The organism is Litoreibacter janthinus (genome assembly GCF_900111945.1).
Classification (GTDB): domain Bacteria; phylum Pseudomonadota; class Alphaproteobacteria; order Rhodobacterales; family Rhodobacteraceae; genus Litoreibacter; species Litoreibacter janthinus.
In genome coordinates this window covers 2,358,483-2,372,936 of the sequence record NZ_FOYO01000001.1, presented here as the reverse complement: position 1 = coordinate 2,372,936, position 14,454 = coordinate 2,358,483, and the positions used below count along the sequence as shown (strand labels likewise).

Sequence of the window (14,454 nt, the reverse complement as noted above, 5' to 3'; positions counted from 1 at the left end):
CTGTAAGACTGGCACGCAAAGATGCTTCAAACAAAAGTTGAAAGCATCTTGAGGTCGAACATGCAGATTGAGTTCCTAGAGGCAAAGGACCCGGGCTATGTGCGGGTGCAGTCTCATATCCGAGAGGTCTACGGGACTGTTTACGGCGCAGTGGTATCAGACTTCGCACCGCTTCTTGTGTCGGCAAAGCGCCCGGATGGACAAATCCTTTGCGCGGCTGGAATTAGAACCGCGAAAGATGGGTTCTTTTCGGACCGCTATCTTCAAACAGACTTGAGCACCGCTCTTTTGACGACTGTCGGACTTGAAACGCCAGAGGCGCAGATCATGGAAGTCGTCTCTCTTGCCTCCCTTACCCCTTTTCCAGTTTTGCCTTTGCTTGATACGATGATCCGTTGGGGGCGCCTTCACGGCATGACATGTGGCGTCTTCACCGCGACGAAACCACTGCGACGGCTGCTGAAACGGACCGGGCTTTCATATATAGAACTGGCGGAAGCAGAAGCGTCGAAGCTGGAAAATTCTGACACTTGGGGGAGTTATTATGAAACCGACCCCCGCGTCTGCGCTTTTAGCGAAATGCTGTGTTCCCCCGTCACGCTATCCCCTCGGGAGCGCGCAGTTTCACTTCAGTTTGAGGCGTCCTGATGAAACAGGTTTTCGAAGCGCTTGCTAAACACAAGCGAACCCGACCCGATGACATCGCTTTCTCGGATGATCAAGGTGACCTTACTTGGGCGGAATTATCGGCTCGTGTGGAAAATTTGGCCTCGCAACTGGGTCAACCATGCGAAGTGGTCGCGATCGGTCTTGCGGGCGGGATCGACTATGTCGTGGCGGACCTTGCGGCGAGCTTGGCAGGCAAGCGCCAGATTCCCCTGCCTTTCTTTTTCAGCACGGCACAGAACGCGCATATTCTGTTCGACGCAAAGGTCGATACAGTCATAACCAAAGATCCAGATCTTTTTGCGCAACTGCCGCACCTGACACTCATTGACCCGGCATCGCGTGTGCCATCAGAAACTTCGATCCGCGACTATAGTGGTGGTTCTCAGCGTGTGATCTATACATCCGGCTCTTCAGGAACGCCGAAGGGCGTCGTGTTAGGGGATCGTCAAATCGCGGCCTCCATCGAGGCGCTCAGCCGTCTGGTCGCCGCTAGCCCGAATGACCACCATCTATCGGTCCTTCCTTTGGCTCAACTGTTGGAGCAGATTTGCGGTGTTTTCCTGCCGATTGTCGCCGGGGCCCGCACATCATTCCGGTTTGAAGCCACCAAAGCACTGTTTGGGGCACCCATCGGCCCATTGGTCGCCGCATTTGAAGAGGTCGCCCCGACAACAAGTCTCGTTGCACCTGCCCTTTTGGCGCGTTGGGCTGGTGCGCTGAAAGCTCATGGCAGCCAAGCACCATCGAGTTTACGCTTCGTTGCTGTGGGCGGCGCATCTACGGCACCTGCCCTGATCCAAGAGGCACAAAGTGCAGGCATTCCGGTGCACGAAGGCTACGGCTTGTCGGAATGCTGTGCCGTGGTCGCGATGAACCGGCCCGGAGACAATTACCCGGGAACCGTCGGCCCTGTCTTGGATGGGCTGGACGTCCGTATTGTTCAGGGAGAGATCGTCGTTCAAGGCCCTACGGTCATGGCTGGCTACCTGAACGCGCCAGACGCGCCAGAGCGATGGCATACTGGTGATCTGGGGCATTTCGCAGGTGATCGATTGGTGATTGACGGACGCAAAGACGCGCTGCTGATCACCGGCGCGGGCCGTAATGTCTCTCCGGAATGGGTAGAGCAACGCCTCAATGCTGACCCGCGCGTCGTAAGCTCTGCACTTGGACTGCGCAAACCAGATGGGGCGTTGATCCTGATCCTTGTGACCACCGCAATCATCACTCCGAGCGAGGTCGAAAGAGCTTTGGCCGATCTTCCCCAATATGCCCGCCCAGCGGGTCTGATCCTGACCGACCCGAGCGAGCCTGATTTGCTGTTCCCCGTCAGAACACCAAACCGGAAAGTGGCTGCCCAAGTCATTAACTCACGTACAGCGATCCCCCTGAGCTTCGAGCCAGAAAGCATGGCCTCATGATGCATCACAAAACTGTTCTCATCACAGGTGCCGGATCGGGCATTGGGCGCGCCTTGGCAATAACGGCAGCCGCGAAAGGGTTCCGGTTGATCCTGGCCGGGCGGACAAAGCTGTCACTGAGGGAAACCGCACAGCAGTGCGCAAGTGGAACTCATCAAATTGTTGTAGCTGATGTGAACACTCCAAACGGTCGCGCCGCTCTTGCGAGCGCTGCTGGTGGAGCGCTTGATATCCTAATCAATAACGCCGGGGTCCTGGCCGTCGGACATCTGCGCGACATCGATGACGCATCTCTTGACCAGATGGTTACAACCAACCTTCTCGCTCCGATGGCGCTGACACGTGACTTGCTGCCCGCGCTGCAAGCCAGCCAAGGGCGCATCGTCAATATCGGTTCAGTCTTCGGGGACATTGCATACCCGTATTTCGCCAGCTACTCCGCAACAAAGTTCGGGCTTCGTGGCTATTCAGACGCGATACGCCGCGAGTTATCGGGAACAGGCGTCGGGGTGACCTACATCGCCCCACGCGCAACTCGGACTGCCGCTGAAACGAGTTTCAACGCGTTGATCGAACCGCTTGATATGACGTTGGACAGTGCGGAATCCGTTTCAGCACAGGCGTGGGCGGCAATCTTGAATGGAAAGCGTGAGTGCTTTCCCAAAGGCAAAGAGCGCTTCTTCGTCAAGATACAACGCCTTTTTCCTGCGCTCGTCGACAAATCCGTGGGCGCACAGGCGCGTCACCCAAAAACACTGGCAGCGCTTGCGCGCACGCGCCAAACCTAGAAATCCGCATCCGCGACACATCACTGGACAATTTCAATGACTTACAACGTTATCCGAGCCTCAGAAATCGGCACCAAGACTGTCACCCCTGCCATTCTTGCAGACATCCGAAGCCAGCTCCACAAATACGGCTGGTCGCTATTACGCGGTTTTGAGATGGACATGCAGACATTTAGCGACATGACATCAAAGCTATGCAAAACGATCACCTTTGATCCTGCGCGCGAAAACACAGAGAAAAACACACAGAAGGTGGATGCTGGACTTGGCCCCATCGGGCTTCACATCGAAAACGGAAATACCCCTGTCTGCCCGGATGTGGTTGCATTCTACAGTACCAAAGCCGCATTCGAGGGCTCTCAAACAACGATTTGCGACGGACGGAAGTTGCTTGAAGAGTTTACCGATGACCAACAGGCCCGCTGGTCACAACGCATGAAGGTTCAACGAACGCTGCCTGAGCAATTGTGGAAGCGCTATCTGGCCAACGAGCATCCTGCGATCAGCCGACCCGAAGAAGTCACCCACGAGCACATTCTTCAGTTCAAAGCTGCGATCCCCGATCAGGACTTTTCGTTGAACGATGATGGGTCCCTTGAATACAGCCTGAAGGTTTCCCCGGTTCGCGCGTCTTCCATGTCAGGCGGAATGGCTTTTGCGAACGCCATTCTTGGCCCATCGCACAACTACGAACCACCAGTCTACACTCTTGACGATGGCTCGATTATTTCATCGGCCGAGATTGAAGATCTTCGCGTCATAGCCGAGCGCTGCACCATAGAGATCAACTGGCAGGACGGGGATGTAGCTGTAATTGACAACACCCGTGTCATGCACGGTCGCCGCGCGATTAAAGACGTGGATCGTCAATTGTTCATAGGGATGGGCCGCGTCTAAAGTGAGCGTCCGGTATGAAGTCATGCATTGGAAATGGCGCACCCGACAGGATTCGAACCTGTGGCCTCTGCCTTCGGAGGGCAGCGCTCTATCCAGCTGAGCTACGGGTGCTTGAGCAACGCTATACAAGCGCGTCCCCGCTGCCGCAACGCCAAATCATGACTTCTTTCGCGGTGCTTAGGCAAACAGCTCGTGACAAAGTTCCAGCGCTTCGACCAGCTTATCGACTTCGCCTTCAGTGTTGTACATTCCGAAGGACGCGCGGCAGGTGGCATTGATCCCCATGTGCTCCATCAAAGGCTGCGCGCAGTGCTGTCCGGCCCGAACCGCCACACCTTTCTTATCCAGGACTGTCGAGATGTCATGCGGATGCGCCGCCCCATCCAAGGTGAAGGAGAAGATCGCGCCCTTACCGGCGGACTGGCCCTGAACATTCAACCAGTTCAATCCATCCAGCTTTGATCTTGCATAGTCGCGCAGGGCACGCTCATGCGTGGCAATATTCTCCATGCCAATGCCGGTCATGTAGTCAACCGCGACGCCAAGCCCGATCATCTGAACAATTCCAGGTGTACCGGCTTCGAATTTCATTGGTGCGTCGTTATAGATCACGTCATCCTTGTGCACATCGCGGATCATGTCGCCACCGCCGAGGAAGGGCCGCATCTCGGCCATTCGTTCGGATTTGACGTAAATGGCACCGGACCCTGATGGGCCATACAGCTTGTGCCCCGTGACGGGATAAAAATCGCAGCCGATTTCTTGCACATTGACGGGCATGTGCACCGCTGCTTGCGAACCGTCAACAAGCACCGGCACGCCGCGTGCGCGCGCAGCGTCACAAATGGATTTTACGTCCACCACGGTTCCGAGCACGTTCGACATATGCGTGACCGCAATCAGTTTGGTGCGCGGTGTGATGGCGTCAATGACCTTTTGCGGGTCGAGATCCCCATTCGCGTCGACATCGACCCAGACCAGCTTCACGCCTTGTCGTTCCCGCAGGAAATGCCATGGCACGATGTTGGCGTGGTGCTCCATCACACTAAGGATGATCTCATCCCCCGCTTCCATCCGCGGCTCGGCCCAGCCGTAGGCGACCATGTTGATCCCCTCAGTCGTGCCAGAATTGAAGATGATCTCGTCCTCTGATCCCGCACTGAGAAATCCGGCGATCTTGCCACGAACGGCTTCGTACTTGTCCGTCGCCAAGTTGGAAAGGAAGTGCAGCCCACGGTGCACGTTCGCATATTCATGCGCATAGGCTTGCGTCACGGCATCGATCACGACCTGAGGTTTTTGTGCAGAGGCACCATTGTCTAGATAAACCAACGGCTTGCCGTTCACCGTTCGGGCCAGAATGGGAAAATCAGCCCGTATTTTTTGGACGTCATACATTTGCACCCAGCTCCAATCCGAAAAGTGCTGCAATCATTCCGATGGCGGCAGCGATACCAACGCTCAGCCCCAAGATCGCTACAATCGCACCTGCGAGAACCAGTCCGAGCGATCTGAAACCATGGAGAACCCTTACAAACTGAAGGAATACATAAAACACATAAGCGGCGGCGACCCAGCCGAACAGAACGGCGACGATGGGTGCGATGATAAACAACGCGATCTGGAAGACCTGCAAAACCAGCAGAACAATCTGCATCCAGATGACTGTTATCAAACTGCCATCCAACGTGCCTGCACCGTCAAAGGCCCGCGAAATATAGTGGGTGAAGAAAACTGACAGAACCAATAAGCCCCAGATCACCAGCACCAACAGGAACGGACTGGTGGGCAACGCGCCTTGGTTCGCTACCATCTCGGGCGGGACGAACGCCATCGTCAGTGCGTTAAACAGCACCGAGACAATGGACACCAAGGCCAACGTCAACCAAAGCGTTCCGCGCTCGAGTTTGAAATTCAGCACGGTTTCGGCCGCCTGACTCGGTCGGCGCAGGGTCTCACCGACCAGTTGAAGCAAAACGGCCAACATCAGCGCGCCCTTTCCAGTTCGATCAGGCTATTAATCCAGACCCAAAGAAACACCAGGAACGACAAAAGCGCCACGAGGCCCGCTTGTGGCCCCGGCCCGATCAGTGCCGCAACGAGGCCCTGAAACAGAACCAGCGGCGCGGACGCTAAAAGCCCCCAAAACATTGCCAACCTCGCATCCGTCATACTGCCCTGAGCGCCAAAGAAGCGTGCAATGACATGGCTGAGGCTCGCGACGATATAGAAAAAAATCGGCGCCAGCAGCATGGTTCCGAAGAATGTCCCTAGCGCTAGTCCAAACAACGGCACCTCTCCGTCGCTCAGGTGCGAGGTCCGTGCGAGGTCTGGCAACCGCGCGATGAAAAACAGGATGCAGGCGGCAAAGAGCCAACCCAATCCTGTACCCTCATCCGCGCCAGCATCGCGAAACCTGCGCGCGACAACACGCGGCGCACGGTAGCTGCTGAATATGGCCTGCGCCGTCGACATCGGCTATCTGCGACGCCGCGCGAGCCAGGCCTCAAGACGGATCGACAGGTCCTCGGCCAAATCGTCATCCTCAATCTCTTCCAAAGCTTCGCGCAGAAATGCCAGAACGAGAAGATCCTGAGCATCACCTGCCGACACACCGCGAGACCGCAGATAAAACAAGGCGTCCTCGTCAATCGCGCCGGACGTAGAGCCGTGAGAACACGCCACATCGTCGGCATAGATTTCAAGTTCTGGCTTGGCAAAGAACTGACTGTCATCATCCAGAAGCAAGGACTGACTAATTTGGTATCCATCAGTTTTTTGCGCGCCTGGTTTCACCAGAATTTTGCCTTGAAATACCCCTGTCGCACCATTCCGCAGAACTTTTTTGAAGACCTGCCGGCTTTCGCAATTCACTGCGTCATGGGTGATGAAAACGGTGTCATCGTGCAGGAAATCCCCGTCCCCGACAGCAGCACCCGCAATATGTGCAACTGCGTCGTCACCGGTCAGCTCGATCACGCATTCGTTGCGGGTCAGCACACCATTCACAGTGAGCGTGAAGCTCTTGAACGTGCTCTCCTTGCCCAAACGCGCGAAGATATGCGTGGCCGCGCGGCGCTCATGGTCGCGACCTTGCGCACGCACATGGTGAAATGCGGCTGTGTCAGCAATGTCGACCTCGAGGCATTTGTTGAAGCGGGCAGCCGCTGGGCCGGTCTCGATCAATGTAAGCTCTGCGCCCGCCTCTACCTTAACCACGTGATGCAAAATCGCATCCGAGGATTTTGATTTGTGCAGGTAAGACATGTGCACAGGTTTGCTGACCTTGCTTGTCACACGGATCAGAAGGCCATCCGTTGCAAAAGCCGTGTTCGCTGCGGCCAAGGGGCGCGAAACAGGGTTTTGACCGTTGGTTTCGAGAACGCCATATACGTCTTTCGCCCAATGGATATCGGACTGTGCGGCCTCTTCCAGCCGCGAGATTTCCAAGCCTTCCAGTGCCAGATCGTCCGACGCATCTGCATCAAAAACACCATCAACAAAGACGACGCGCAACGAGTCAACATCGCCGAAAATTGGAGCCTCGTCCGATACAAGCACATCGGCTTCTGGTGCCACGACATCGGTCAAGCTGGTTGGATTGGTGTATTTCCAGTACTCGTCACGACGACCCGGAAGAGCCATCGTGTTGAGCCGCTGCTCAGCGGCCTCACGGGCAAGCTGCGCCCACGCGCCCTGCCCGCTGGGCAGCTGGCGCGATGCGACGGTGGATAGTTTTTCAGCGGCACTCATCTCAGGCCACCTCAGCCAGCAGGTCAGCATAGCCGTTGTTTTCAACTTCCAGAGCCAATTCCGGCCCGCCGGTCTTGATGATGCGACCGTCTGCCATGATGTGAACCACGTCGGGTTTGATGTGGTCCAGAAGGCGTTGGTAGTGCGTGATCACAAGGAAAGACCGCCCTTCAGAACGCAAAGCGTTTACGCCCTCGGACACCAGTTTCATGGCATCCACGTCCAGGCCGGAGTCTGTTTCGTCAAGGATGCACATTTTCGGCTCAAGCATCGCCATCTGCAGGATCTCGTTACGCTTTTTCTCGCCGCCGGAGAAACCGACATTGACCGGACGCTTGAGCATCTCGGCGTCAATTTTCAGGCTCTTGGCCTTCTCACGCACGAATTTCAGGAAGTCGCCAGCAGACATTTCTTCTTCGCCGCGCGCTTTGCGCTGCGAATTCACTGCGGTTCGCAGGAACGTCATGTTACCGACGCCAGGAATTTCGACCGGATACTGGAATGCGAGGAACAGGCCAGCAGCGGCGCGTTCTTCTGGGTCCATATCCAGAATGTCAGCGCCATCCAGCGTGGCGGAGCCGTCCGTCACTTCGTAGCCGTCTTTGCCCGACAGAACGTAAGAGAGGGTCGATTTGCCGGACCCGTTTGGCCCCATGATAGCGTGCACTTCACCAGCGCCAACTGTCAGGTTGACGCCTTTGAGGATTTGCTTATCCTCTTCTTCAAGTTGCACGTGCAGGTTTTTGATTTCCAACATTTTTTCTCTCTTTCAACAGGAACGACCCCGCATGGGATACCCATGCGAGGTGCGTGTCAGTGCGTTCGATTTATGGTTTATTCGGTGGCAAGCTCCGGCGGTGGCGCGAGGCCCCACTGCGTCGTTTGCGCGAAGGCTTGAAATTTCAGTGCGTCGGCATGTTCCGCCGAATACATTTGTGTCCACACCTCTGGCAGCGCGCGTGCCAAGTGCGGCTCGGCGACATGCGTCGCGTAAAAGCCAAGGACGATCACGACCACCAACATGATTGAGCGGAGCCCGGATACGTAAAGCAGGAAGAACGCCAGAACAGCCGACATTCCCATTGGCCCCAAGGCTTCCACCAAGGGTCGAAACTGATCGAATTCCGACGCCACACCTTGCGTTGCGTGAAACGCGCCGAGGCTGCCCCCGAAATACGAGATGATCCCCAGAAGGAAGGCCACCATGACCTTCTTCACAGGAAACTTCTTCTTTTCCTGAATTCCGGTGGTAGCGGCGGGTTTCGGTGCTTTGCCCGCTTCTTGGCGTTTGCGAATTGCGTGTAACTCGCCGTTGCCCAGCAGCCCTTCCGCCACAAAACCCTTGCCCGAATTTATCCGCTCCAAGCGCGCCTGAAAGCTTGCATCCGCCATGCTCATAGGTAGCCCCTCCGTCTTTGGTCATAGACAGGGTTAAATGGGCATCAGGGCCGGAATATGGCGAGAAACTGAAGATTTTGGACGTCCTAAACGTTGAATTGGTGGAAGCTGGGAGTTACCCGACGGATCCTTCCAGCGAGATTGCGACCAATTGCTGTGCTTCCATGGCAAATTCCATCGGCAGCGCTTGCAGCACTTCCTTGGCGAAGCCGTTCACAATCAGTGCGACCGCCTCTTCCTCGTCCATGCCGCGTTGGCGGCAGTAGAAGACCTGATCGTCGTCCACTTTGGACGTTGTCGCCTCATGCTCCACACGGCTCGAGTTGTTCTTCACCTCGATATAGGGGACCGTGTGTGCGCCACATTTGTCGCCAATCAACAGGCTGTCGCATTGCGTGTAATTCCGGGAATCCTTGGCTTTCGGGTGCATAGACACCAGACCACGATAGGTGTTCTGCGCCTTGCCAGCCGAAATGCCCTTGGACACGATGCGTGACTTGGTTCGCTTGCCAAGATGGATCATCTTGGTGCCGGTATCGGCCTGCTGCATGTGGTTTGCGATGGCGATAGAATAGAATTCGCCTTGGCTGTCGTCGCCGCGCAGGATGCAGGACGGGTATTTCCACGTCACGGCAGAGCCGGTTTCGACCTGTGTCCACATCACCTTCGAGCGATCGCCGCGGCAATCCGCACGTTTGGTGACGAAGTTGTAGATGCCGCCCTTGCCCTCTTCATCACCCGGATACCAGTTCTGAACGGTGGAATACTTAATCTCGGCGTCGTCGAGCAGCACTAATTCTACCACTGCGGCGTGAAGCTGGTTGGTGTCGCGCATCGGCGCCGTGCAGCCCTCAAGGTAAGACACATAGGACTCCTTGTCCGCGATGATCAGCGTGCGCTCGAACTGGCCCGTGTTCTCAGCATTGATGCGGAAATAGGTCGACAGTTCCATCGGGCAGCGAACGCCCGGCGGAATGTAGACAAAAGACCCGTCCGAGAAGACTGCAGAGTTTAGCGTTGCGTAGAAGTTGTCGCTTTGAGGCACGACGGAGCCAAGGTATTTTTTCACCAGCTCGGGATGCTCTTTGATCGCCTCCGAAATGGAGCAAAAGATGACGCCCTTCGATTTCAACTCTGCTTGGAACGTCGTGCCAACAGAGACGGAATCGAAAACAGCGTCCACAGCGACTTTGCGCGGTGCGTCCGTCAGATCTTCTGCACCTTCGACACCCGCAAGAATCATCTGCTCTTTTAACGGAATGCCAAGCTTTTTATATGTTTCCAGCAGCTTGGGATCCACATCGTCCAGTGACTTTGGCTTGTCTGCCATAGATTTCGGCGAGGCGTAGTAGTACTGATCTTGGAAGTCGATCTTGGGATAATGAACCATCGCCCATGTCGGCTCGGTCATCTGCAACCACCGCGCATAGGCCTGAAGACGCCATTCCAGCATCCATTCCGGCTCCCCGTTTTTTTCGGAGATGAGACGCACGATGTCTTCGCTCAAACCTTTCGGCGCGTAGTCCATCTCGATCTCGGTGTTCCAGCCGTATTTATACTTGCCGCCCACTTCGCGAACGGCATCCACGGTGTCCTGATCTACGCCCTCTTTGACGTTGTCTACGACTTCCTCAAGCGACATGTGCTGTCTCCTTGCTCATCACGCCGCCTTGGCGTGAAATTTTCGTTCCGCCTTCAGCCACGCATCTGCGAAGCGAAGGATCTGTTCTTCGGTCGTGTCGGGCCCCAGCGAAACGCGCAACGTGCTTGTCGCTACACTCTCGTCAAACCCCATGGCCGCCACGGTCTTGCTGGCCTTCACCTTGCCACTTGAACAAGCCGATCCCGCGGAAACCGCGAAGCCGGCCAAGTCCATAGCCATCACTTGTGTTTCGCCCTTCCAGCCCGGAGTTGCGAAACACGAGGTATTGGGCAACCTGTTCGACTCATTCCCGACAAAAATAGTATTCTTTGCGCTGACCTCAATGGCCTTTTCTAGAATATTTCTAAGTTCTGCAACCCGATCCCAGACCCCGTCAGCCAAATCTTGCGCCGCAGCAGCGGTGGCGGCCCCAAAACCGGCAATTCCGATAACGTTTTCTGTGCCAGACCTGCGCCCCATTTCCTGCCCGCCGCCCTTGATGCGCGGTTCAACATCCAGCCCTTGGCGCAAGACCAACGCCCCGATGCCTTTAGGACCACCCAGCTTATGGGCTGAGACCAGCGCCATCTGCGCACCAGACCATGAGAACGCCATAGGAAGCTTGCCGAAAGCCTGCGTCATGTCGGACACTGCCAAGCCTTCTGGAAGTTGCTGTACAACACCCGTTTCGGAATTGGCGAGCTGCAACGTGCTATTTGCGGGATCGACCACGGAAACCAGCCCGTGCGCATCTACAGGCAGGTCGCACGATGTCCATGCCCCGACGGCATCATGCTCCACCGCGGCGCTTTTGAGGCCCCTGCCCGCACAGGCCAATGCCGCAGCTTCGGTCGCGGACGAGGTAAATACGATATCTGCCCCAGAGGCCCCGAGTGCATCCGAGACTTGCATTCGCGCACGTTCGACGACCGCCTTGGCAGCACGCCCCTCGGCATGGACCGAGGACGGATTGCCTGCCACATCCATCGCCGCGATCATTGCGTCGCGTGCGGCCTGCCTCAACGGCACGGTGGCGTTATGGTCGAGATAGACACGGCCCATGTCAGGTTTCGTCGACGACTGTGAACAAGGTCGGCACAGCGGGACAGGGTGTCAGATCATTCTCGATGACGTCGGATAATCTGGTCTGATGCAAGAACACGTAGACATGTGCCGACAGGCTTTCCCACAAACGGTTTGTCATGCTTTGCGCTTTTGACCCCGACGACGCGCCGGATGCGCCCGCGCCGGTGTGCATTGCGCTTACCGTTTCATCGACTGCCGCCAAAACTTCAGAAACTCGAATGGCATCAGGCGACTTGGCAAGACGATATCCGCCCCCCGGCCCGCGCACGGATTCAACCAGCCCAGCACGACGTAGTTTGACGAAAAGCTGCTCCAGATAGGGCAGCGACACGTCTTGTCGTTTGGAAATCTCGCCCAAAGACACGAGCCCATCACCGGCACTTTGTGCGAGGTCAGCCAAGGCGACCATTGCATAACGGCCCTTTGTGCTGAGTTTCATAGCGTAATCCCCCGAAAATAAGCGAATATCGTTGACGATGGCAGGCGCAGACCTTAACTCAATTTGACCTGCCCGGCATCAAACGACTGGCCAGTTTAGAATTATTCTAGATAACCTGAGCAATCTCGTCAACTATATGAGAGGCCTCAGTATCTGACGCAAGGAAAGACGCCTATGCCCGAAGTGATTTTCCCCGGACCGGAAGGCCGCCTAGAAGGCCGCTACCATCCCCACAAAGGCATGCGCGACGCCCCGATCGCTATCATCCTGCACCCGCATCCGCAGTTCGGCGGCACGATGAACAACCGGGTCGTCTATAATTTGCACTACACGTTCCACAATATGGGCTTCAACGTGCTGCGGTTTAACTTCCGTGGCGTCGGCCGGTCGCAAGGTGAATACGATCAAGGGATCGGGGAGCTGTCCGACGCGGCTTCCGCGCTCGACTACCTGCAATCGATGAACCAGAATGCCAAACATTGCTGGGTTGCTGGCTTTAGCTTTGGGGCATGGATCGGGATGCAGTTGCTGATGCGCCGCCCCGAGATTACCGGCTTTATCTCCGTATCACCTCCGGCGAACATGTATGACTTCTCTTTCCTCGCGCCGTGCCCGTCCTCGGGTCTGGTGATCAACGGCTCTGGCGACCGCGTCGCGCCGCCACAGGATACGGTCAATCTGGTGAACAAGCTGCATGAGCAAAAAGGCATCACCATCACCCACCAAGAAGTAGATGGCGCAGGCCACTTCTTCGAGAACGACCACATGGACACGCTAACGGGCTCCGTCGAGGGATATGTCCAACGTCGTCTGACCGAGAACACACGCTAATGGGTATCACCGAAGATATCGCCGACAACCTCGCCAAAAAGGCGATTGCTGTCGAGAACGAGCTTGATGATGAAAGTGTTATCCCACATGTCGCGACGTTGATCGGCGCGTCCTCCCAGACCACGCAAGAAGCGTTTTTGACCGCGGTGCGTGTGCGCAAGGCTGAAGCGCGGGCGATCAAGTTTCTCAAAGACAAACTGGCGGGCAAAGTGGTCGAGTCCGATTTGCCCAGCACCGGCGATGTGATTGAAACCACCGACCATTAGGCCGCTTGGCGCGCCGGCTCACACCCTTCTCACTGAGGTTTCACACACCTTTTGAACTATTCTGAACGCGAGCCCGACGATCCGGCTCGTTTAACGGAATTCTTCAGGAGGACGACCCATGCGCATTCTTGCACTCATGGTGGCCACTGCAATCGTCACCAATTCCACCACGCCCGCTCTGGCCGAAACAGGCGTTCGCTTCCAAAGTTGCGGCACCGCAGTCAAAGAAAAAATTATTCAGGCCTATCGGCGGGTGCTCAAAAGGCGCGGTCAACAACGCGAGCAATTGGTCCGATGCATGGATCAGGCTTACGTGGTGGAGCATCAGCGCCATGGCCCCGAAAAGCTCGTGAATGAGTTGCGCAAGGCAGACGTCACGACCTTCTTGTGTCGCAATCTTGATGCCAATGCGAGCGCGCACAAGTTGCTCTTGGACAGAGGGAAAATGAAGATCGACCGAGACTTCGTGCGGGACAGAGGTACCAATGAGGTTGCTGGCACAATCGCTCATGAGATGATGCATAACAGGGGTTACAAGCACAGCGGCAACCCGATTGGCACGGATTTCTACCCCAACACCGTTCCAGAGCAGATTGAAAACTGTGTCGAAATGCTTACCCCGAACGCCTATGGCAGCGGCAATAGTAATACTCCTATCCCCCCTGGACGCGATCATTATGACGCTACCAAAATGCTGGGTTTCGCCTTGGACGGAGAGAACAACTACGTCTTCGGTTGGGACCTGAACGGCACAGTCTTCGCAGGCTCGACCACGCGCATTCACAACTACCGCATCCCCTACACCTTCGCCGTGGCACCGAGCGTGAACCGTAATGATATCGTGGGCTTTGGTCTCGACGGGGACACCAATATGGTGTTCGCGTGGCTGCGCGACGGACGAGTGATTGCCGGGGCTAGCAATGATCTCGACAGCAAGCGCGCACCTTATCGCTACCGCCTGCCGTCAGGCTACACCCCGAATGACATTGTCGGCATGGGGGTGGATGGCGAGAACAACAACAACTTCGCTTGGTATCGCGACGGGCGGGTCTCGGTCGGGACAAGCGATAATCTGGGCAGCCGCCGCGCGCCGTATCGCTACACACTGGCGCCGGGATACACCCCCGCTGATGTTGTGGGCATGGCAGTTGATGGGGAGAACAACATGATCTTTGCGTTCTACCGCGACGGAATGGTGTCAGCAGGAACGTCCGATGATCTTGACAAGTTCCGCGCCCCCGCTCGCGTGATTACAGGACGCTAG

General features: G+C 56.3%; 16 protein-coding genes and 1 tRNA gene. 7 read left to right on the top strand and 10 right to left on the bottom strand.

All coding sequences use genetic code 11. The features are described from left to right. The first annotated feature begins 60 nt into the window (after positions 1–60). Genes BM352_RS11900 through BM352_RS11885 form a run of 4 tightly spaced genes read left to right on the top strand, consistent with a single transcriptional unit; the run spans position 61 to position 3,775 of the window. Positions 61–648 (top strand): thermostable hemolysin, encoded by a 588-nt coding sequence (locus BM352_RS11900; protein WP_175500673.1) that lies wholly within the window; start codon positions 61–63, stop codon positions 646–648. After that, the gene (locus tag BM352_RS11895; RefSeq protein ID WP_090217050.1) at positions 648–2,090 is read left to right on the top strand and encodes an AMP-binding protein; all 1,443 of its coding nucleotides are present in this window, start codon (positions 648–650) and stop codon (positions 2,088–2,090) included. Before BM352_RS11900 ends, BM352_RS11895 begins: the two co-directional genes overlap by 1 nt. Beyond that, complete coding sequence (locus BM352_RS11890) at positions 2,087–2,878, top strand: SDR family NAD(P)-dependent oxidoreductase (protein ID WP_090217047.1); 792 nt, start codon at positions 2,087–2,089, stop codon at positions 2,876–2,878. The genes BM352_RS11895 and BM352_RS11890 overlap by 4 nt, the downstream gene beginning before the upstream one ends. Before the next feature lie 36 nt (positions 2,879–2,914). Next, positions 2,915–3,775: a TauD/TfdA family dioxygenase gene (locus BM352_RS11885; RefSeq protein ID WP_090217045.1), complete on the top strand. Its 861-nt coding sequence runs from the start codon at positions 2,915–2,917 to the stop codon at positions 3,773–3,775. A 34-nt stretch (positions 3,776–3,809) separates the two neighbouring features. Here BM352_RS11885 and BM352_RS11880 read toward each other — a convergent pair. The 10 genes from BM352_RS11880 to iscR form a co-directional block, all read right to left on the bottom strand. After that, positions 3,810–3,886 (bottom strand) — tRNA-Arg (locus tag BM352_RS11880). A 66-nt stretch (positions 3,887–3,952) separates the two neighbouring features. After that, the gene (locus tag BM352_RS11875; protein ID WP_090217043.1) at positions 3,953–5,173 is read right to left on the bottom strand and encodes a cysteine desulfurase; all 1,221 of its coding nucleotides are present in this window, start codon (positions 5,171–5,173) and stop codon (positions 3,953–3,955) included. Continuing rightward, positions 5,166–5,762 carry a Yip1 family protein gene (locus tag BM352_RS11870; protein ID WP_090217040.1) on the bottom strand — a complete coding sequence of 199 codons (597 nt, stop codon included), beginning with the start codon at positions 5,760–5,762 and terminating at the stop codon, positions 5,166–5,168. Before BM352_RS11870 ends, BM352_RS11875 begins: the two co-directional genes overlap by 8 nt. Next, on the bottom strand, positions 5,762–6,250 hold the full coding sequence (locus tag BM352_RS11865; protein ID WP_090217037.1) for a YIP1 family protein: 489 nt from the start codon (positions 6,248–6,250) through the stop codon (positions 5,762–5,764). Before BM352_RS11865 ends, BM352_RS11870 begins: the two co-directional genes overlap by 1 nt. A gap of 3 nt (positions 6,251–6,253) precedes the next feature. Continuing rightward, positions 6,254–7,543 (bottom strand): Fe-S cluster assembly protein SufD, encoded by a 1,290-nt coding sequence (gene sufD / locus BM352_RS11860; protein WP_425434556.1) that lies wholly within the window; start codon positions 7,541–7,543, stop codon positions 6,254–6,256. Continuing rightward, positions 7,530–8,285, bottom strand: coding sequence for a Fe-S cluster assembly ATPase SufC (gene sufC / locus BM352_RS11855; RefSeq protein WP_090217033.1), 756 nt, complete (start codon positions 8,283–8,285; stop codon positions 7,530–7,532). Before sufC ends, sufD begins: the two co-directional genes overlap by 14 nt. Before the next feature lie 77 nt (positions 8,286–8,362). Then, on the bottom strand, positions 8,363–8,926 hold the full coding sequence (locus BM352_RS11850; RefSeq protein ID WP_090217030.1) for a hypothetical protein: 564 nt from the start codon (positions 8,924–8,926) through the stop codon (positions 8,363–8,365). Positions 8,927–9,041: 115 nt separating this feature from the next. Continuing rightward, positions 9,042–10,568 carry a Fe-S cluster assembly protein SufB gene (sufB, locus tag BM352_RS11845; protein WP_090217028.1) on the bottom strand — a complete coding sequence of 509 codons (1,527 nt, stop codon included), beginning with the start codon at positions 10,566–10,568 and terminating at the stop codon, positions 9,042–9,044. Positions 10,569–10,586: 18 nt separating this feature from the next. Then, positions 10,587–11,630 carry a cysteine desulfurase family protein gene (locus BM352_RS11840; protein WP_090217026.1) on the bottom strand — a complete coding sequence of 348 codons (1,044 nt, stop codon included), beginning with the start codon at positions 11,628–11,630 and terminating at the stop codon, positions 10,587–10,589. Between the two features lies 1 nt (position 11,631). Further along, complete coding sequence (gene iscR, locus BM352_RS11835; RefSeq protein WP_090217023.1) at positions 11,632–12,093, bottom strand: Fe-S cluster assembly transcriptional regulator IscR; 462 nt, start codon at positions 12,091–12,093, stop codon at positions 11,632–11,634. A gap of 174 nt (positions 12,094–12,267) precedes the next feature. Here iscR and BM352_RS11830 point away from each other — a divergent pair, with 174 nt between their 5' ends. From BM352_RS11830 to BM352_RS11820, 3 genes are all read left to right on the top strand, one after another. Continuing rightward, positions 12,268–12,924, top strand: coding sequence for an alpha/beta hydrolase (locus tag BM352_RS11830; RefSeq protein ID WP_090217019.1), 657 nt, complete (start codon positions 12,268–12,270; stop codon positions 12,922–12,924). Then, entirely contained in the window at positions 12,924–13,190 is a 267-nt protein-coding gene (locus tag BM352_RS11825; protein ID WP_175500672.1) for a hypothetical protein, read from the top strand. The genes BM352_RS11830 and BM352_RS11825 overlap by 1 nt, the downstream gene beginning before the upstream one ends. Positions 13,191–13,308: 118 nt before the next feature. Then, positions 13,309–14,454 carry an SPRY domain-containing protein gene (locus BM352_RS11820; RefSeq protein WP_090217016.1) on the top strand — a complete coding sequence of 382 codons (1,146 nt, stop codon included), beginning with the start codon at positions 13,309–13,311 and terminating at the stop codon, positions 14,452–14,454.